Origin of the sequence: Enterobacter sp. PL1 (genome assembly GCF_945957325.1) — a bacterium.
Taxonomy (GTDB): domain Bacteria; phylum Pseudomonadota; class Gammaproteobacteria; order Enterobacterales; family Enterobacteriaceae; genus Enterobacter; species Enterobacter roggenkampii.
In genome coordinates this window covers 19,131-38,315 of record NZ_CAMFKT010000032.1, presented here as the reverse complement: position 1 = coordinate 38,315, position 19,185 = coordinate 19,131, and the positions used below count along the sequence as shown (strand labels likewise).

At 52.5% G+C, this 19,185-nt stretch carries 21 protein-coding genes and 1 other annotated feature; of the genes, 10 read left to right on the top strand and 11 right to left on the bottom strand.

Features of this window, described 5'->3' with window-relative positions:
- Window positions 1–139: 139 nt before the first annotated feature.
- From clpB to rluD, 3 genes are all read right to left on the bottom strand, one after another.
- A complete protein-coding gene (gene clpB, locus N6P30_RS21470) occupies window positions 140–2,713 on the bottom strand; it encodes an ATP-dependent chaperone ClpB (RefSeq protein ID WP_008502466.1) in 2,574 nt (857 codons plus the stop codon).
- 129 nt (window positions 2,714–2,842) lie between these two features.
- Window positions 2,843–3,574: a purine nucleoside phosphorylase YfiH gene (gene yfiH, locus N6P30_RS21465; protein WP_046091850.1), complete on the bottom strand. Its 732-nt coding sequence runs from the start codon at window positions 3,572–3,574 to the stop codon at window positions 2,843–2,845.
- Entirely contained in the window at window positions 3,571–4,551 is a 981-nt protein-coding gene (gene rluD, locus N6P30_RS21460) for a 23S rRNA pseudouridine(1911/1915/1917) synthase RluD (RefSeq protein ID WP_008502468.1), read from the bottom strand. Before rluD ends, yfiH begins: the two co-directional genes overlap by 4 nt.
- A 131-nt stretch (window positions 4,552–4,682) precedes the next feature.
- Between rluD and bamD the strand changes: the two genes are divergently transcribed.
- The 4 genes from bamD to pheA all read left to right on the top strand — a co-directional run bounded on the left by bamD (window position 4,683) and on the right by pheA (window position 7,457).
- Window positions 4,683–5,420 (top strand): outer membrane protein assembly factor BamD, encoded by a 738-nt coding sequence (bamD, locus tag N6P30_RS21455; RefSeq protein ID WP_008502469.1) that lies wholly within the window; start codon window positions 4,683–4,685, stop codon window positions 5,418–5,420.
- Between the two features lie 268 nt (window positions 5,421–5,688).
- On the top strand, window positions 5,689–6,030 hold the full coding sequence (raiA, locus tag N6P30_RS21450; RefSeq protein WP_008502470.1) for a ribosome-associated translation inhibitor RaiA: 342 nt from the start codon (window positions 5,689–5,691) through the stop codon (window positions 6,028–6,030).
- Between the two features lie 110 nt (window positions 6,031–6,140).
- Window positions 6,141–6,266 (top strand) — a sequence feature (Phe leader region).
- Window positions 6,142–6,189 (top strand): pheA operon leader peptide PheL, encoded by a 48-nt coding sequence (gene pheL / locus N6P30_RS21445; RefSeq protein WP_100249759.1) that lies wholly within the window; start codon window positions 6,142–6,144, stop codon window positions 6,187–6,189. It overlaps the preceding feature by 48 nt.
- 30 nt (window positions 6,267–6,296) lie before the next feature.
- On the top strand, window positions 6,297–7,457 hold the full coding sequence (gene pheA / locus N6P30_RS21440) for a bifunctional chorismate mutase/prephenate dehydratase (protein ID WP_023294339.1): 1,161 nt from the start codon (window positions 6,297–6,299) through the stop codon (window positions 7,455–7,457).
- Here pheA and N6P30_RS21435 read toward each other — a convergent pair.
- The 3 genes from N6P30_RS21435 to aroF are packed head-to-tail and all read right to left on the bottom strand — an operon-like array spanning window position 7,454 to window position 10,589.
- Complete coding sequence (locus N6P30_RS21435; RefSeq protein ID WP_023294340.1) at window positions 7,454–8,326, bottom strand: SMP-30/gluconolactonase/LRE family protein; 873 nt, start codon at window positions 8,324–8,326, stop codon at window positions 7,454–7,456. The two genes, pheA and N6P30_RS21435, sit on opposite strands and share 4 nt — an antisense overlap.
- Before the next feature lie 60 nt (window positions 8,327–8,386).
- Complete coding sequence (tyrA, locus tag N6P30_RS21430; protein WP_008502473.1) at window positions 8,387–9,508, bottom strand: bifunctional chorismate mutase/prephenate dehydrogenase; 1,122 nt, start codon at window positions 9,506–9,508, stop codon at window positions 8,387–8,389.
- A 10-nt stretch (window positions 9,509–9,518) separates the two neighbouring features.
- On the bottom strand, window positions 9,519–10,589 hold the full coding sequence (gene aroF, locus N6P30_RS21425) for a 3-deoxy-7-phosphoheptulonate synthase AroF (RefSeq protein WP_023294341.1): 1,071 nt from the start codon (window positions 10,587–10,589) through the stop codon (window positions 9,519–9,521).
- A 214-nt stretch (window positions 10,590–10,803) separates the two neighbouring features.
- On the opposite strand from aroF, the gene N6P30_RS21420 reads away from it, so the two are divergent.
- The 4 genes from N6P30_RS21420 (at window position 10,804) to N6P30_RS21405 (ending at window position 13,579) form a co-directional block, all read left to right on the top strand.
- Complete coding sequence (locus tag N6P30_RS21420) at window positions 10,804–11,178, top strand: DUF2799 domain-containing protein (RefSeq protein WP_023294342.1); 375 nt, start codon at window positions 10,804–10,806, stop codon at window positions 11,176–11,178.
- A gap of 138 nt (window positions 11,179–11,316) precedes the next feature.
- Window positions 11,317–11,868, top strand: a complete 552-nt coding sequence (locus N6P30_RS21415) for a YfiR family protein (protein ID WP_021241999.1) — start codon at window positions 11,317–11,319, stop codon at window positions 11,866–11,868.
- Window positions 11,861–13,081, top strand: a complete 1,221-nt coding sequence (gene dgcN, locus N6P30_RS21410; RefSeq protein WP_032664190.1) for a diguanylate cyclase DgcN — start codon at window positions 11,861–11,863, stop codon at window positions 13,079–13,081. Before N6P30_RS21415 ends, dgcN begins: the two co-directional genes overlap by 8 nt.
- A gap of 12 nt (window positions 13,082–13,093) precedes the next feature.
- Complete coding sequence (locus N6P30_RS21405; protein ID WP_008502478.1) at window positions 13,094–13,579, top strand: OmpA family protein; 486 nt, start codon at window positions 13,094–13,096, stop codon at window positions 13,577–13,579.
- 2 nt (window positions 13,580–13,581) lie between these two features.
- On the opposite strand, the gene N6P30_RS21400 is transcribed toward N6P30_RS21405, so the two are convergent.
- The 5 genes from N6P30_RS21400 to N6P30_RS21380 all read right to left on the bottom strand — a co-directional run bounded on the left by N6P30_RS21400 (window position 13,582) and on the right by N6P30_RS21380 (window position 18,291).
- Window positions 13,582–14,952: a PepSY-associated TM helix domain-containing protein gene (locus N6P30_RS21400; RefSeq protein WP_023294345.1), complete on the bottom strand. Its 1,371-nt coding sequence runs from the start codon at window positions 14,950–14,952 to the stop codon at window positions 13,582–13,584.
- Between the two features lie 36 nt (window positions 14,953–14,988).
- Complete coding sequence (locus N6P30_RS21395; RefSeq protein WP_023294346.1) at window positions 14,989–15,393, bottom strand: DUF2946 domain-containing protein; 405 nt, start codon at window positions 15,391–15,393, stop codon at window positions 14,989–14,991.
- A 248-nt stretch (window positions 15,394–15,641) separates the two neighbouring features.
- The gene (locus N6P30_RS21390; protein ID WP_154827341.1) at window positions 15,642–16,679 is read right to left on the bottom strand and encodes a site-specific integrase; all 1,038 of its coding nucleotides are present in this window, start codon (window positions 16,677–16,679) and stop codon (window positions 15,642–15,644) included.
- 2 nt (window positions 16,680–16,681) lie between these two features.
- Entirely contained in the window at window positions 16,682–17,353 is a 672-nt protein-coding gene (locus tag N6P30_RS21385) for a hypothetical protein (protein WP_154827342.1), read from the bottom strand.
- Window positions 17,354–17,439: 86 nt separating this feature from the next.
- A complete protein-coding gene (locus N6P30_RS21380; protein ID WP_154827343.1) occupies window positions 17,440–18,291 on the bottom strand; it encodes a phage repressor protein CI in 852 nt (283 codons plus the stop codon).
- Window positions 18,292–18,412: 121 nt separating this feature from the next.
- Here N6P30_RS21380 and N6P30_RS21375 point away from each other — a divergent pair, with 121 nt between their 5' ends.
- Complete coding sequence (locus N6P30_RS21375) at window positions 18,413–18,637, top strand: hypothetical protein (RefSeq protein WP_260629976.1); 225 nt, start codon at window positions 18,413–18,415, stop codon at window positions 18,635–18,637.
- Between the two features lie 35 nt (window positions 18,638–18,672).
- A complete protein-coding gene (locus N6P30_RS21370; RefSeq protein WP_154827345.1) occupies window positions 18,673–19,182 on the top strand; it encodes a phage regulatory CII family protein in 510 nt (169 codons plus the stop codon).
- Window positions 19,183–19,185 lie beyond the last annotated feature (3 nt).

The window sequence follows — 19,185 nt, the reverse complement described above, 5'->3', positions numbered from 1 at the left end:
AATTCCGAACCTGCAAGGATAAAGTGAAAATTATTTACTGACTGCTCACTTTCCAGGCAAACTTCACTCCAGACCTCAATTTTCGCCTGGTTTTTAAACAAAAACGAGCCGCAAGCGGCTCGTTTTTGCGTTTTGTGACTTACTGCACTGCCACAATGCGATCGTCGTTGGCTTCCAGACGGATAATTTTACCAGGAACCAGTTCCCCGGAGAGGATCTGCTGCGCCAGCGGGTTTTCGATCTGCTGCTGGATAGCACGTTTCAATGGACGCGCACCGTACACCGGATCGTAACCATTCTTACTCAGCAGTTTCAGCGCATCGTCGGAGATGTGAATTTCGTATCCACGCTCTTCCAGACGTTTGTACAGACGCTGCAGCTGAATCTGCGCAATCGACGCGATGTGTTTCTCACCCAGAGGATGGAATACCACCACTTCATCAATACGGTTGATGAACTCCGGACGGAAGTTATGGCTTACCACACCCAGCACCAGATCCTTCATGTGGCTGTAGTCCAGTTCACCGAAACGTTCCTGAATCAAATCGGAACCCAGGTTCGACGTCATAATGACAACCGTATTACGGAAGTCGACCGTTCTCCCCTGCCCGTCGGTCAGACGACCATCGTCCAGCACCTGAAGCAGAATGTTGAACACATCCGGATGCGCTTTCTCCACTTCATCCAGCAGGATGACGGAATAAGGACGACGACGCACCGCTTCTGTCAGGTACCCACCTTCTTCATAACCCACATATCCAGGAGGCGCCCCGACCAGACGCGAGACGGAGTGTTTCTCCATAAACTCGGACATGTCGATACGCACCATCGCATCGTCGCTGTCGAACATAAAGTTAGCCAGCGCTTTGCACAGCTCGGTTTTACCGACACCCGTCGGCCCCAGGAACAGGAATGAACCAATCGGACGGTTCGGATCGGACAGCCCTGCACGACTACGACGAATAGCATTCGAAACCGCTTCAACCGCTTCGTTCTGGCCAATCACACGATTGTGGAGATCGTTCTCCATGCGCAGCAGTTTTTCACGCTCGCCTTCCAGCATGCGCGCCACCGGAATACCGGTCCAGCGGGCAAGCACTTCCGCAATCTCGGCATCCGTCACTTTATTACGTAACAGACGCATCGTTTTCCCTTCTGACTGCGTCGCAATCTCAAGCTGTTTTTCCAGCTCAGGGATTTTGCCATACTGCAGCTCTGACATCCGCGCCAGGTCGCCCACGCGTCGCGCCTGCTCAATGGCAATTTTTGCCTGTTCGAGTTCAGCTTTAATGGTCTGCGTACCGGAAAGGGAGGCTTTCTCGGCTTTCCACTCTTCTTCAAGCTCAGAATACTGGCGCTCTTTATCGTCCAGTTCTTCATTGAGCATATCGAGACGTTTCTTACTGGCTTCATCAGACTCTTTCTTCAGCGCCTGCTGTTCCAGCTTGAGCTGAATGATGCGTCGGTCGAGTCGGTCCAGCTCTTCCGGCTTCGAGTCAATCTGCATACGAATGCTCGACGCCGCTTCATCAATCAGGTCGATCGCTTTATCCGGCAGCTGACGGTCAGCAATATAACGATGCGAAAGCGTCGCCGCCGCAACGATGGCCGGGTCAGTGATCTGCACATGGTGGTGCAGTTCATAGCGCTCTTTCAGACCACGCAGGATGGCGATGGTATCTTCAACGCTTGGCTCGGCAACAAACACTTTCTGGAAACGACGTTCCAGCGCAGCATCTTTCTCAATGTACTGACGGTACTCATCCAGCGTGGTGGCACCGACGCAGTGAAGTTCACCGCGCGCCAGTGCAGGTTTCAGCATGTTCCCGGCATCCATTGCGCCGTCTGCCTTACCGGCACCGACCATGGTGTGGAGCTCGTCGATAAACAGGATGACGTTACCTTCCTGTTTCGCCAGATCGTTCAGCACGCCTTTCAGACGCTCTTCAAACTCACCGCGGTATTTCGCACCGGCCACCAGCGCGCCCATGTCCAGCGCCAGTACGCGGCGGCCTTTTAGGCCTTCCGGCACTTCACCGTTCACAATACGCTGCGCCAGCCCTTCAACAATCGCGGTTTTACCGACACCCGGTTCACCTATCAGTACCGGGTTGTTCTTGGTACGACGTTGCAGTACCTGAATGGTACGGCGGATTTCTTCATCACGGCCGATCACCGGGTCAAGTTTGCCCTGTTCAGCACGCTCGGTCAGATCGACCGTAAATTTCTTCAAAGCCTGACGTTGGTCTTCGGCTCCCTGATCGTTCACGCTTTCACCTCCGCGCATGTTCTCAATCGCCTGAGTCACATTGGCGGTGGTCGCACCGGCAGATTTCAGCAGGTCGGTCAAGGTACCGCGTGATTCAAGCGCCGCCAGAACAAACAGCTCTGACGAAATAAAATTGTCCCCACGTTTTTGCGCCAGCTTGTCGCAAAGGTTCAGGACGCGCACCAGATCCTGCGACGGCTGAACGTCGCCGCCGGTCCCTTCGACCTGCGGTAAACGGCTCAGCGCCTGATCGATAGCGGTGCGTAACTGGCCAGCATTAATGCCAGCGGACGTTAATAACGGACGTACCGATCCCCCTTCCTGATTCAACAAGGCGCTCATTAAATGAAGAGGTTCGATAAATTGGTTGTCGTGCCCCAGTGCGAGGGACTGGGCATCGGCGAGAGCAAGCTGGAATTTATTAGTAAGACGATCCAGACGCATAACTCCTCCCATAACAGGTCAAATTTGCTACTGGAGATTAAATGAGGTCATCCCTCAATTATTCAAGGTTAATGACCTGAATTATGTGAAAAGAAAACGGCACGTGCCGGATCGTCTTGATTATTTAGGTTATATCAGCCAAATGAAACTTGCCATACGGCCCGTCGTCTTGTCGCGGCGATAAGAGAAAAAATTACCCTTTTCGGTGAAGGTGCAGCGATCGCCGCCGAAGATCTGCGTCACGCCGACGCGGTTCAGGCGCTGGCGGGCGAGCTGGTAAATATCGGCCAGATATTTATCCCCCGAAGGCAGGAAGGCGTCCACCGCTTGCGGATCTTTTTCCATAAAGGCTTCGCGAACTTCCGGCCCCACTTCAAAAGCGCGAGGGCCAATGGCCGGGCCAAGCCAGGCCATAATATTGGCGGGCTCATCCTTAAAGCAGGCGACGGTTTCTTCCAGCACGCCTTCACACAGTCCACGCCAGCCCGCGTGCGCTGCAGCCACCTCGGTGCCTGCACGGTTGCAGAACAGCACTGGCAGACAATCGGCGGTCATTACGGCACAAACGGTTCCCGGAGTATTGCTGTAAGAGGCATCAGCGCGTTTGGAAGCATAGGGCTCTCCCGTCAGCTTCAGCACCGCCTTGCCATGAACCTGTTCCAGCCAGACCGGTTTCGACGGCAGGTTCCCCGCTGCAAACAGACGCCTGCGGTTCTCTTCCACGTGTTCCAGGTTATCGCCACAGTGTGCGCCGAGGTTCAACGACTCCCACGCGCCCTGGCTCACACCGCCAGTGCGGGTTGAACTGCAGGCAGCCACGCCGGCAGGCAATGGCCACTCCGGGACAATCAGTTTGGTCATAACCAGTCCACTTGATCCTTATGTTCTTCGAAATCAGCACGCATGGCGTCAATAAGGTCCACCATATCCTGCGGGATAGGCGCATGCCACTCCATCTGAATACCGGTGATAGGGTGATAAAGACGCAGCATGGTCGCGTGCAGCGCCTGACGATCGAATTTACGCAACACGCTGATGAACTCATCCGACGCGCCTTTAGGCGGACGCGGACGACCACCGTAGACCTGATCCCCCACCAGCGGATGGGTAATGTGGGCCATATGCACGCGGATCTGGTGAGTACGTCCGGTCTCCAGACGCAGACGCAGGCGCGTATGAATACGGAAGTGCTCCATAATGCGGTAATGCGTCACCGCCGGTTTACCCATCGGATGCACCGACATATGGGTACGCTTGGTTGGGTGACGGCTAATGGGCTCTTCCACCGTCCCGCCAGAAGTCATATGCCCAATGGCTACCGCTTCATACTCACGGGTGATTTCGCGCAGCTGCAGCGACTCCACCAGACGTGTCTGAGCAGGAACGGTCTTCGCCACCACCATCAGACCGGTAGTGTCTTTATCCAGACGGTGCACGATGCCCGCGCGCGGGACATCCGCGATCGGCGGATAGTAATGGAGAAGTGCGTTAAGTACCGTACCGTCAGGGTTTCCCGCACCCGGATGAACAACCAGGTCGCGCGGCTTGTTGATCACCAGAATGTCATCATCTTCATAGACGATGTCCAGTGGGATATCCTGCGGCTCGAAGCGGATTTCCTCTTCGATTTCAGCATTGATGGCGACAGCTTCCCCACCTAACACTTTCTCTTTTGGTTTGTCCCAGATCTTGCCGTTTACCATCACGCGCTGGTCAAGGATCCATTCTTTTATGCGTGAACGCGAATAATCAGGGAACAATTCGGCCAAAGCCTGATCTAAGCGTTGACCGAGCTGATTTTCGGAGACTGTTGCGGTGAGTTCTACTCGTTGTGCCATAAACTGCTTCTTCGTTTAACGTTGGGTTTTACGGCTTTGCCGTTTAATATAGTGTGCTATTGTAGCTGGTCTTAATCGGGAGCAGGAACAGAGTTTCTCCCGGACAAACATTTGAGGAAAGTCAAAACGTCATGACGCGCATGAAATATCTGGTGGCAGCGGCCACGTTGAGCCTGGCTTTGGTGGGCTGCTCCGGTTCAAATGAACAGGTCCCTGACAATCCGCCGAATGAAATCTATGCGACTGCACAACAAAAGTTGCAGGACGGTAACTGGAAACAGGCGATAACGCAACTGGAAGCGTTGGATAATCGCTATCCATTTGGTCCGTATTCGCAGCAGGTACAGTTAGATCTCATCTACGCATACTATAAAAATGCCGATCTGCCGCTGGCTCAGGCAACCATCGATCGTTTCATGCGTCTGAACCCGACTCATCCTAACATCGACTATGTGATGTACATGCGCGGGCTCACCAACATGGCGCTGGATGACAGTGCGCTGCAGGGCTTCTTCGGTGTGGATCGTTCCGACCGTGACCCGCAGCATGCGCGTGACGCCTTCAATGACTTCTCTAAACTGGTGCGCGGCTATCCAAACAGCCAGTACGTGACCGACGCCACCAAGCGTCTGGTGTTCCTGAAAGATCGTCTTGCGAAATATGAATACTCCGTGGCGGACTACTATACCCGCCGTGGCGCATGGGTTGCCGTGGTTAACCGCGTAGAAGGTATGCTGCGTGATTACCCGGATACTCAGGCTACGCGCGACGGCCTGAAGCTGATGGAAAATGCTTACCGTCAGATGCAGATGACCGCTCAGGCTGAAAAAGTGGCGAAAATCATCGCCGCGAACAGCAGCAACACCTGATTTTGCCTCAATGCAAAACGGCAGCCCGAAGGCTGCCGTTTTTTTATTCGTTTCTGAGCGTCGCTGAAGCGCGTTAGCCTCAACACATCCAGTCAACTATGGCCTCAATTTTTGCCTTCTACAAGGTAAATCTCACCTCTTCCTGCCCTGCCTCACAAAAAAGATTCCCTGACAAAAACCGACAAAATAACGTGATCTAAATCACACATTTTGACATTAGGTCGGGTATGCTGGAATCACCAAGACGGAAAGACAAGAGGTAAAATTTATGACAATGAACATTACCAGTAAACAAATGGAAATTACTCCGGCAATTCGCCAGCACGTCGCAGACCGTCTCGCCAAACTGGATAAATGGCAAACACATTTGATTAATCCACATATCATCCTGTCCAAGGAGCCGCAGGGTTTCATCGCTGACGCAACTATCAATACTCCAAACGGCCATCTGGTCGCCAGCGCAAAACATGAGGATATGTACACCGCAATTAACGATTTGATCAACAAGCTGGAACGGCAGCTCAATAAAGTGCAACACAAAGGTGAAGCCCGTCGCGCCACAACGTCGGTGAAAGACGCCAGCTTCGCGGAAGAAGTTGAAGAAGAGTAATCCTTTAAATTGAGTGTACCGCCAACGCGCCTTCGGGCGCGTTTTTTGTTTTTTATTGACAGGGTGAAAACAGTACGGGTACTTTAACGATATCACTCACAGGATGACTTTATGAAACTTACGCCGTTCTTCTTCGCATTCTTTTTTACCTTCCCCTGAACGGGAGGCGTTTCGTCGTGTGATAAAGAATGCGAAGACGAACAACAAGGCCTCCCACACCGGGGGGCCTTTTTTATTGATAACGATAAGATGAGACAGGCAACACTATGACACCGGAAAACCCGTTACTGGATCTGCGCGTAAAAATCAGCGCGCTGGATGAGAAACTGCTGGCGCTGCTGGCCGAACGCCGCGCCCTTGCCGTTGAAGTGGGTAAAGCCAAGCTGGACTCCCATCGTCCGGTCCGTGATATCGACCGCGAGCGGGATCTGCTGGAACGTCTCATTCAGCTCGGCAAAGCGCATCATCTCGATGCCCACTACATCACCCGGCTGTTCCAGCTCATCATCGAAGACTCCGCTCTGACCCAGCAAGCGCTACTCCAGCAGCACCTCAATAAAACCAATCCGCACTCTGCGCGTATCGCTTTCCTCGGGCCAAAGGGCTCCTATTCTCACCTGGCCGCACGTCAGTACGCCGCTCGCCATTTCGAAGAATTTATTGAAAGCGGCTGCGCGAAGTTTGCCGACATTTTTAACCAGGTCGAGACCGGCCAGGCGGATTACGCCGTGGTGCCGATTGAAAACACCAGCTCCGGCGCCATCAACGACGTCTACGATTTGCTGCAGCACACCAGCCTGTCGCTGGTCGGCGAGCTGACGATCCCTATCGATCACTGCGTGCTGGTCTCCGGTTCAACGGACCTGAACACGATCGAAACGGTCTACAGCCACCCGCAGCCGTTCCAGCAGTGCAGCCAGTTCCTGAACCGCTATCCAAACTGGAAAATTGAGTACACCGAAAGCACCTCGGCGGCGATGGAAAAAGTCGCCCAGGCGAACTCTCCCACCGTCGCGGCGCTCGGCAGCGAAGCGGGCGGCGCGCTGTATGGTTTACAGGTGCTGGAACGCAACCTGGCGAACCAGACGCAAAATATTACCCGCTTCGTGGTGCTGGCCCGCAAGGCAATCAATGTGTCTGACCAGGTACCGGCCAAGACTACGCTGCTGATGGCCACCGGCCAACAGGCCGGTGCGCTGGTTGAAGCCCTTCTGGTGCTGCGTAATCACAATCTGATCATGACCCGGCTGGAATCACGCCCAATCCACGGTAACCCGTGGGAAGAGATGTTCTACCTCGATATCCAGGCCAACCTGGAGTCTGCTTCCATGCAGAAAGCCCTGCGCGAGCTGGGCGAGATCACGCGTTCCATGAAGGTGCTGGGCTGCTACCCGAGCGAAAACGTCGTCCCGGTCGATCCAATCTAACGTTCGATAAAACGGCTTTTCTTCATCCCTGCCACGTTAACCGGCAGGGTGAAGATGGCGCCGGAGAGCGGATATTTCGCCACTTCCTCCGCATCCATATTTTCCCGCGTGGTGGTAATAAACAGCCTTTTCATATCATCGCCGCCAAAGCAAACCATCGTCGGGCAACGCACCGGCATGCGGTACTCTTCCAGCTGCTCCCCTTGCGGTGAAAAACGCGCGATGCGCCAGCCGTCAAACAGCGCGCTCCAGTAGCAGCCTTCCACATCCATCGCCGCGCCGTCCGGTATCCCCTCGCCCTCTTTAAACTGACGAAACACCTCTCGCTTACCCGGTTCGCCCTGCTCATCAAGCGGGGTACGGTAGATCACACCGTTTGGCGTATCTGAGGTAAACATCCACTGCTTGTCCGGGCTAAACGCCAGGCCGTTATGCCCGTGGATATCGCACTGGATCACCTTCGGCGTCAGGTCGTTGTCGATGCGCATCAGCAGGGCGCCGTTGTAATCTCCCGGCCCCCAGAACGTGCCCGTATAGAACCGGCCCAGATGGTCGGTGCCTCCATCGTTAAAACGCGCTAGCTGCGGGTTAGAGGGGTTATCACACACCTTGCGGCGCAGCAGGCCGTGTTTATCGGTCAGCCAGATACCCGTTCGCATCGCAACGATAAAACCCCCCTGCTCACGCAGCGCGAAACAGCCCACCTCCTCGTGGAAAGAGAGTACCGTGTGTTCCGCCGTCGGCAGATGGTAGCGGTGGATCTCGCCTTCCAGAATATCGGCCCAGTAGAGCGCCTGCTCTTCGGCGCTCCACGTCGGGCATTCAGGCAAATGCCCGGTGTAATTCAACAGCAGCTGCGGTTCAGCCATGACAGTTCCCCAAAATGAAAAAAGCCAGCATTGCTGGCTTTCAGTATATACATCATCGCATTACTGGCGACTGTCATTTGCCTGGCGCAACAACGTCCGGCTCTCATTCTGGAAACGCTGCGCATAATCGCCAAACCAGTGCTCGACCTTGCGGAAGCTGTCGATAAACGCCTGCTTGTCTCCGTGCTCAAGCAGCGTAATGGCTTCTCCAAAGCGCTGATAGTAGCGCTTGATCAGTGCCAGGTTGTTTTCGGAGGACATAATAATGTCCGCGTACAGCTGCGGATCCTGCGCGAACAGACGCCCAACCATCGCCAGCTCCAGACGATAGATAGGTGAAGAGAGCGCCAGCAGCTGTTCAAGCTGCACGTTCTCTTCCGCCAGATGCAGGCCGTAGGCAAACGTCGCAAAGTGGCGCAGCGCCTGAATGAACGCCATGTTCTGGTCGTGCTCAACCGCGCTGATGCGGTGCAGTCGCGCGCCCCATACCTGAATTTGTTCCAGGAACCACTGATAGGCTTCCGGCTGACGACCGTCGCAGTAAACCACCACCTGCTTAGCCAGGCTGCCGCTGTCCGGACCAAACATCGGGTGCAGACCCAGCACCGGCCCGGTATGCGCAGCCAGCATTGCCTGCAGCGGACCATTTTTGACGGAGGCCAGATCCACCAGGATACAGTCTTTCGGTAAAGGAGGAAGCTTCCCGACGATCTGCTCCGTCACGTGGATCGGCACGCTGACGATAACCATCCCGGCATCTTTCATGAGCTCCGGTGCCTGCGCCCAGTCCTCTTTTTCCAGAATGCGCACCTGATAGCCAGAAAGCGTCAGCATTTTTTCAAACAGACGCCCCATCTGTCCTGCCCCGCCGACAATCACCACCGGACGCAGGGTCGGACAGAGGGTTTTGAAGCCCTTGTCGTTTTCACTAGAATAGGACTCTCGCATCACGCGACGCAGAACATCCTCAATCAAGTCCGGCGAAACGCCCAGCGCCTGCGCCTCTTTGCGACGAGAGGCCAGCATTGAGGCTTCGCGCTCCGGGACGTAAATCGGCAGGCCGTATTTACTTTTCACCTCACCGACTTCGGCAACCAGCGCCATGCGGCGCGCCAGCAGATCCAGCAGCGCCTTATCCACTTCATCAATTTGATCGCGCAGTGCGGTCAATTCAGCAACCATAACTACCCTCTTAAGCCAGACGCGTCGCCAGCTGGCCGCTTAAATCTTTATGGATCTCACGCAGCAGTGCATCGGTGGTTTCCCAGCTGATGCAGGCATCCGTCACGGAGACGCCGTGCTTCATGGCACTGCGCGGTTGTTCAGATGATTGATTGCCTTCATGAATATTGCTCTCAATCATCAGACCGATAATCGAACGGTTGCCATCTTTGATCTGGGCGACCACGGATTCCGCAACCGCAGGCTGACGACGGTAATCTTTATTCGAATTACCATGACTGCAATCTACCATCAGTGCCGGGCGCAGTCCCGCCTGCTCCATCTCTTTTTCACACTGCGCCACGTCCGCCGGGCTGTAGTTCGGGGCTTTCCCGCCGCGCAGGATCACGTGCCCGTCCGGGTTGCCCTGCGTTTGCAGGAGGCAGACCTGGCCCGCCTGGTTGATACCGACGAAACGGTGCGGCATGGCAGCCGCGCGCATGGCGTTGATCGCCGTCGCCAGGCTGCCATCGGTACCGTTTTTAAAACCAACCGGCATCGACAGGCCAGACGCCATCTCGCGGTGGGTTTGTGATTCCGTGGTACGCGCGCCAATCGCGGACCAGCTGAACAGATCGCCAAGGTATTGCGGGCTGTTCGGATCCAGCGCTTCGGTTGCCAGCGGCAGGCCCATGCTGACCAGCTCCACCAGCAGGCGACGCGCAATCTTCAGGCCTGCTTCCACATCAAACGAGCCATCCATGTGCGGATCGTTAATCAACCCTTTCCAGCCAACGGTAGTACGTGGCTTCTCAAAATAGACGCGCATCACCAGGTAGAGGCTATCGCTGACCTCCTCCGCTAATGCTTTAAATCGACGAGCGTACTCAATGGCGGCTTCAGGATCGTGAATAGAGCAAGGACCACACACCACCAGCAGGCGCGGATCGCGGCCGGCGATGATGTCAGAAATGGTCTGGCGCGAGTGCTCAATCTGAGCCTCCTGCGCGACGCTCAGCGGAAATTCTGCTTTCAGCTGATCCGGAGTAATTAAAACCTGTTCGTCAGTGATATGTACGTTGTTCAGCGCGTCTTTTTGCATGATGGCGATCCTGTAAAGCTCGTTTGCGATAGTTGTTTTCCTCAATGAGGTGAAACCACGATACCATAAAAAGTAAACATTTCAATCCAAAATACGTACACATCACTTTACAGTAGCCAATTTATTGCAAAAATCAGCCATCAAAAACGTAAAGTTTAAATTACAGACATACTTTCTTAAGCCAGGCTATGCTGAAGTAAAAAGGAGAATGGCTATGCGTTCAATTGCTCTCACGCTGTTGTCGCTGTTTTTAACGGGCTGCCAGATCAATCCTTATACCTTCCAGCCCGACTGGACCAGTCCATCCTGGTTTGATGCCGGTAAAGAAGACGCCATGAATGGCCTGCCGGTTAAAGATAACCAGACCCTGGCCGATAGTTTTAACGACACCCACGTTGATCGTAGTGAATATCTTCGCGGCTATGCCGATGGTCAGAAGAGAGTCTGCGAAGAAGGGTTTATTCACGCCTGGGGATTAGCGGGCAAATCTTTCCCTGCCAGTTGCGATACTGCTGAAAACGCGACAAAACTGCGTGCGTCATGGCAAAAAGGGATGGATGAAAGTATGCGCTCCAGCAGACTCAATTAAGTCTGTTTTTAATCACCGAAAAATAAACAACAGTAGGATTTAGCTTAGGTTGACCTGAGGCTATTTCTGACATAATGACGGCTCTGACAAACAATGGTATTCTGCCCGCAACTCTTAAGGACATCTATTTCCAGAGCGATGTGGCGGATTCTGGTGAGAAATTTATTCTTGATCTCTTTTTTCCGACTCACTCTGGTGTTAATGCTGTTCATTATGGTGGGCCCAGCGACGGCAGGCACGCTCACGGAAACGGATAAATCGGTACGCTCGATAGTCTCAGGCATTGTGAGCTATACGCGATGGCCGTCACTATCCGGGCAACCTAAACTCTGCATCTATGCCACTTCTCACTATACGCACGCGCTTAGCGGCGACGAAGGGCACAACGAGTTACCCTATACTCCCGCTATTGTACATAACGATCGGGAAGCCCTGGCCGCGACGTGCGATGCGATTTATTTCGGGTCTGAATCACCGGCAAAACAACTTGAATTAATAAGCCAATATCAGGGCAGAGCATTGCTATTAATCTCAGAGCAAAATCCGGAATGTGTAATTGGCAGTGCCTTTTGCCTGATGATCGATCGTGGCCAGGTCCGGTTCTCCGTCAACCTGGATGCATTGACGCGCAGTGGCGTAAGAGTCAATCCGGATGTATTAATGCTGGCACGGAATAAGCAGCATGGATAAAGATTTCACTTCAACGCCACGGCCGACGTTTAAAAGGACGTTGAGGCGAAACAGCATGATAAGCGTCATTATCACGATGACGTTAATATGGCTGTTGCTCTGTTTTGCTTCCGTTGTGACGTTAAAACAATACGCGCAAAAGAACCTTGAATTAACCGGGGCCACGATGAGCCACAGCCTGGAAGCCTCGCTGGTTTTCAACGACTCGCTGGCGGCCAACGAAACGCTTGCCGCCCTGGGCAAACAGGGGCAATTTGCCGCGGCCGAGGTGATTAACGCGCATAAAAAGCGGTTCGCCTACTGGTCCTGGAACCCGGAAGATAACAACGACACGCTGGGCGCGCTGGTCAGCCGCTGGCTTTTCCCCGTACCGGTTGCGCAGCCCATCATGCATAACGGCTTAACGATCGGCGAAATTCGCCTTACCGCGCGTGACAGTCTGATCAGCCATTTCATCTGGACGTCGTTTGCCGTACTGACCGGCTGCATTCTCTTTGCCGCCGTGGTCGCGCTCGTCATTACCCAGTCTTTGCATCGTGGAATGGTCATGGCCCTGCAGAACATTACCGACGTCGTTCATGACGTGCGCACGAACCGAAATTTCTCCCGCCGGGTGAAAGACGGCCGTATCGAAGAATTTCACCAGTTTGGCGAAGACTTCAATAGTCTTCTGGATGAAATGGAAGAGTGGCAGCTGAAGCTTCAGGCGAAAAATGCCCAGCTGTTGCGGACCGCCATGCACGACCCGCTTACCGGTCTTGCCAACCGCGCGGCGTTTCGTAACAGCATTGCGGCATTAATGAATGACCCTTCAGCCAGAACCAACTCGGCCCTGCTCTTCCTCGACGGTGATAATTTTAAGTTTATTAACGACACCTGGGGACACGCGGCAGGAGACTGCGTGCTGATCGAAGTCGCCAGCAGAATGATGGAGTTTGGCGACAAACGTCATCAGTCCTACCGTCTTGGCGGTGACGAATTTGCCATGGTGCTGTACGGCGTGCACTCTGAGCTTGAGGTTCAACATATTTGTGCTGCGCTTTCGCAGCAGTTTATCCGTCCGTTTGATCTTCATAACGGACAAAAAGCATCGATGTCACTCAGCATTGGCTTTGCTCTGGCGTGGGAAAATACTTCCGTGGAAGCATTACTGGAGAGGGCTGACCGCAACATGTACCAGGTTAAAAACCAGCGTACGAAAACAATAAGTTAGAAAGGATACACTATGTTAAAACGTTACTTCGCGCCCCTAGTACTGGCCTCACTGGTTCTGGCAGGCTGCCAGTCGCCGCCGGAAGGCAAATTCACTCCTGAGCAAATTGCGGCGATGAAGTCTTACGGTTTTAACGAACTGAACGGTGACTGGTCGCTTGGGATGTCGGACACCATCCTGTTTGATAAAAATGACGCCAGGCTGCGATCGGAGAGTGAAACGCAGATCCAGTCCATGGCCTCTCGCCTGGCGGAAACCGGCCTGACCCACGCGCGAATGGACGGCCACACGGATAACTACGGGGAAGAGAGCTACAACGAAGCGCTCTCGTTAAAACGCGCCAACGCCGTGGCCGATGCCTGGGCGAAGGGGGCAAATATACCGCGCAGCAATCTCACCACGCGGGGATTAGGTCAAAAATACCCGGTTGCGAGCAACAGTACCTCACAAGGGCGCGCTGAAAACCGCCGCGTCGCAGTGGTGATCAGCACGCCATAAGGCTATTTAGCGGAGGATTCGGCGAGCGTCACCCTGGTTGCCGCTCGCCAGCGCAGCCAGTCCACCAGAACAAACAGCGCCAGACTCACGCCCATGACTGGCAATGCCAGTCCCAACAGTACGCTGATTAACACCGTAACGCCTCTTCCCCACACTGACAAGGCAAGCCAGCTCTGGCAAAGCGTCTGTACCGGACTCACAGCCGATTGCGCCGGACGACGCATCCACCACATCCGGTATCCCCAGATAATGAGCACGCAAAGGGCGAGGCCGAACGCAACCAGCAGCAGCTGATTTGCGAGGCCGAATAAGATCCCCATATGGAAATCCACGCCCCAGCGGGTCAGTTTTGCCATTAGCGGAAAATCCTCGAATCGGGTCCTGTCCAGTACCTGCATCGTATGAGGATCAACCGCCACGGCGTCCACCTGAGTTGGCCAGCTGCGATCGATTTCCGTCACGGTCCAGGCGCGATCCCTCGTTTTCGCCGGGCGGATCTCCAGCTTGCCGGCATCAATACCCGCGTTACGCGCCGCGCTTAACACGCCGTCAAACTGCGTCAAATCCATCGCCATATCGGGCATCACCATTCCACCGTGATGACCGCGGTGTTCGGCATGTTCATCCACGACCTCATGTTGGCCGGATAGCGTCGTGTTCACCTGCGGGGTGAGCCAGTTCATCTCTGCCCGCAGCTTATCCACGTTCCCGCCAGCCCACTGGGACCAGGTCAGGCCGGTTGCGGAGAACAGCAGCATTCCACCCAGCAGGCTCCAGCCCAGCGTCACGTGCACCCGACGCCGGTTCTGGAAGCGATTGTTGATCCGCCGTTTGGGCCGGGTATAACACCACAGGGCAATACCGCCCAGCGCGGCGACCCACATCCACGAGGCCGCAAGCTCGCTGTAAAGGCGCCCAATGTCGCCCAGCATCAGGGACGTATGCAGGTAATCAATGGTCTGACGCACGGGTAAAATCCCGCTGGTGCCGTATACCGTCAGATCTCCCAGAACCGTCAGGCTTACCGGATCGATAAAGATAGCCCGGTTCTCCGATGGCCCAAGTTTCGGGTCAGCGAACATCACGCGGGTGGTTTCGCCCTCAACCAGCCCCGGACGAACGGCGTGCAAACGTAAATCTGATCCAACGGTTTTTTCCGCCAGGGCGATTTGTTCCGCCAGAGGCAGTGGCTCGCCTATAGAATCCGTGTGGAGCGCGTGCCGGTAGAGTGCGTTTTCCAGCTGTGGGGTCGCCACGTACAGCGTCCCGGTCAGCGCGGCGAAGAAGATAAACGGGCCGACAAACAGCCCAACGTAGAAATGAAGGCGACGCAGCAGGTTTCCCCATGCCGCGCGCGAGGTGCAGGTAGTCATACTTTTCCTTTTTAAGGCAAAAAGTTATCGATATTTTTAAAGGGAAAAAGCAGACTGCCGCGGCGGCGCGCGGGTATCAGGGTAAAGCCAGGGGAAGAAGTGCCAGTGCTTGACCGCCTGACGCGGCGGCTTAACGCGAAGCCTCTGTAGCACCACGCTGAGCAGGACGATGAGCGCCAGCATCACGCCAGGGACATGCGCTAACAGCACGCAGTAGCCGCACGCTTCCGCATGGTCGACGGGCATCGTGTGTGGCATATCGCCGTGATGCTCGTCCATCGACATCATGCTCATCTCATGATGCATGCCCGGCATGGCGCTCATGGGATCTTTCTGCAATGAGACGGAGATAAGGGGTGCTACCACGATCAGCAGGATCGCAAACAGCGCGGTCAATGCCGCTGCGCGTTTCCAACTATGCTGATGCAATACGTTATCCACTTCCCCTCCATTCAAGAGGCAAGCATTGTAAATGATTTATGACGAAAGGGTTAACGCGAGAGGTGCGATGGGATAAAAAAAGGGCCAGCCTTTCGGCCAGCCCTTTCTAACAGGATGTCGCTTAAGCGAATCTTAGTTCAGACGCTTTTAACAGACGCTATTGATATACAAGTAAAAATTAACAAAAACAGCAAGTTAATTGTATCCTTAGTGCAATGCAGTGCCACCAAATGCAAGCTCTGTGGACATTATATGGACATCAAAACCGCCGGATCGGCAATCGGGTTCAGGACTGCGGCTTCTTCAAGATGGTCAGGTGCGAAATGCGCATACTTCATAGTTTCACGTATGTTTGAATGGCCCAGGATTTTTTGTAAAACAAGTATGTTCCCACCGTTCATCATAAAGTGAGAGGCGAAGGTATGTCGCAGAACATGTGTTTTCTGTCCCTCGGTTAGCTCAATGTCGGTCAGCGCCAGCATTTTTTTAAACTCCTGATAGCACGGCTTGAACATTTTGCCCTGACGGGTTGCCAGTTCATCATATAGCCATCTGGGGATCGGGACGGTGCGGTTTTTTTTACCTTTTGTTTTTGTAAACGTCAGCTTATAGGGTGAGAGCTGGGAACGGGTGAGGCGCTCGGCTTCACTCCAACGTGCGCCGGTCGCAAGGCAAACCTTAACAATCGTCGTCAGGTTTTCTTTACCATACCGTTCACAGGCGCGAAAAAGTTCAGCGATCTGTAGTGGGGTCAGCCATGACATTTCTTTCTCGGCTTCTTTGAAAACGCGAACACCTTCGAGCGGGTTCGGTAACTTCCACTCCCCAAGCCTTTTGAGTTCATTGAAAACAGCCATCAGGTACTGTTGTTCACGGTTAACCGTGATTGGTTTTGCGACCCAGTCAGCAGGGTCTTTGTGGTAACCATTATCGATCTCGCCACGCAGCCGCCGGTCACGATAATGCGCCCAATCTTTAGCGGTTAGCTGCGAAGCCACCGGGTTACCAAGGCCGTTACAAACTATATGCAATTTTGCGAGACGAGACTTACTGGCCACAAGTGCCTGGCCGTGAAGGTTATGCCAAAGTTCGATTATTTCGTTAAGTCTTCGGCGATCTTCTTTTTCTGCTTTCCAAGGCTTATCCTGCGCTTCATTAAGGCAATATTGCTCATAGGAAAGCGCCTCGCCTTTTGTTGCAAACTTTTTTCGTATACGACGACTGTTAGCACCATCGATACGAAAATCGCAAAGCCACTCTCCGCTAGGCGTTTTCCTAACACTCATAATTAGTTATCCGTTTTCACCATAAAATAAGCCATCTGTTTATGATCTGATGGTAGAAAAACAGTCTCGGCAGAAATGTTTGATAATGTTAGATTAATAGTACTACCCTTTTTAAAATCATAGCCCTGCGCTGATATCACCGGATAGTCATCAACATAAACACTAGCAAGGTCAATCTTTTGATCAGAATCGGTATCATTTTTTACTGAAAGAATTATTGACATTTCCGAAGGTTTGAAACCTGACAGGCTATATTTTTTGTTTTGATAACCTTCTAATTTTTTCTTTAATGATGGAGCAACGTCAACAAAGGCAACTTTGTTGTTATAGGACAAGACTCTAACTTTAGGATGCTCGGGTTTAAGTGCTTCTACTGCCCCGTAAGCGATTGGTAAAGAAAACTTAGCGTAACTATTAAATTTTTGGGTATAGCACTCGTTAAATTCAGCATCTGGAAACAAATCTGCAATTGTACCTCTCGCCTCCATTAGAGTATCTGAAGGCTTACGCGAATCTTCATAATGAGTGCATGAAGCTACCTCTACAAGGAGTGAAGATTTAGCTACCTCGATATTTTTATCAAATAGTTTTGAGTACGGGATCTGTGTGCTCATTTCAACTTTACATGCAGCAAGTAAAGTGATGCTTAATCCCAGAAGTATCATTTTTTTCATGTTTAATCCTTTCACAATTAATTAGTAATTACCTGTCTAACTAACCACAACATAAAAAACACAAACAACATATTAAGTTAAAAAATCTAGACCTTTTGTATTAGCAAGAATACTTTTCCAACAGGAGAAATATCACCTAATTCACATTCAAATGGAGTTGAATTTGTTTTCACTTTCAAGCGGTTTCCGGGAAGTCTTGTTATCTCACAAATATCAATAGATCCATCTACAGATATGAACCAAAAACCATTACTGAATTGATCATCCGTAATATCTGCAAGCCAAGCACCGTTACTTCCTTCAATGTAAGCAGGATTATTAATATCTATAGGTATTAAGCTTTGATCGCAAAGCCAAAAGCCATTTTCTTTAAGTTTACCTGAAACATGTTGATAGCGAGGAATTTGAATTGATGAAGATTCAAGAACGGTCCGTGCACAACCTGGGAACATTTCTCCTTGTCCGGTTGCTAACCACTTCAATGAAGCGCCTGTGTCCAAAGCACACGCAACAACCACATCACCTGGAAAGTAATTTCTGCGTATCCAAGTACTAATGGTCCCTGAAGACAAATCCAAAAGGTCACCTAATTGCTTCTGCATTGAAAATCCATATGCCGCTAAAAGGCGCTGAAGTACGGCTTTCCCACCTGAAGAAAGGATCTGTTCGTACAGTTCCTTGCCAGTTAGAGACGAAGTTACCGCCTCTCTCTGACTCGCATTTGCGAGTTTTCCAGTAACTAACCATTCAAGGTTTGCTTGAGTTTCAATGGCGCATTGAATGATGTAGTTCCCTGGCACGCTGCCACGTGCTACCCAATTATTGATTGTGGGAAGCGGGATTGACAGTAGCTCTGCAAGTTCCGTTCTGCTTTTAACACCATAAGAAACAATAATCCTTTCAAGTACTTCCTTTACATCATCAAATTCAATCGCCATATAAACCTCAAATAATCCATTTCGACAGTTTACATGTAACGAAATGGATCATATTATCCAACCGTAGCTTGAAAATGCACGCCAATGCACCATAACAACATTTAACCGGAGATATTTACCCATGACTCCACAAATTGCAATCCCGTCAGGCCCGGATCTGATGACTTATGAAGAGTTTGCAGAACACTATGGATACGGCATCCGCACTGTAAAACAGATGGTTGTGGATGGTGATCTGCTCCTGATGCCGCGCAAGAAAGACGGCGGCGCAGCTCGTATCAACATGGTTGCTTTTCGTGCCCGTCTGCTTCAGCAGGGTATCAATTGCAAATACGTTGCCGCTTAAGCAATTCAATTATGCGAGTTGAAAAGGAATGCAACATGTTTGATTTTCGAGTTTCTAACCACCCACACTTTGATGAAGCCTGCCGCGCCTTTGCTAAACGGCATGACGTGACTGCGTTAGCCAGGCGCGCAGGGATGAAACCGCAAACCCTTCGCAACAAACTTAACCCCACTCAACCCCATCAGTTCACAGCACCAGAAATCTGGTTGCTGACTGATTTAACCGAAGATGCGTCACTGGTGGATGGCTTCCTTGCTCAAATTCATTGCCTGCCTTGTGTGCCGGTAAATGAGTTAGCTAGGGAAAAATTATCCATCTACGTTATGCAGGCCACCGCGCAGGTTGGTCAGGTCGCTGCGAACGCGGCAACCACTGGCCGTATTACTCACCTGTCCCGCCGTTCGATTGTGGAAAGTGCGAACGCTGGAATGCGTTTTCTTGCTTTAAGCGCACTGGCTGTAGATGCGCGGCTTAAATCCAGTCCGGCGATGTCCAGTGCGGTCGATACCATGACCGGCGTCGGCGCATCGTTTGGTTTGATCTGAGGT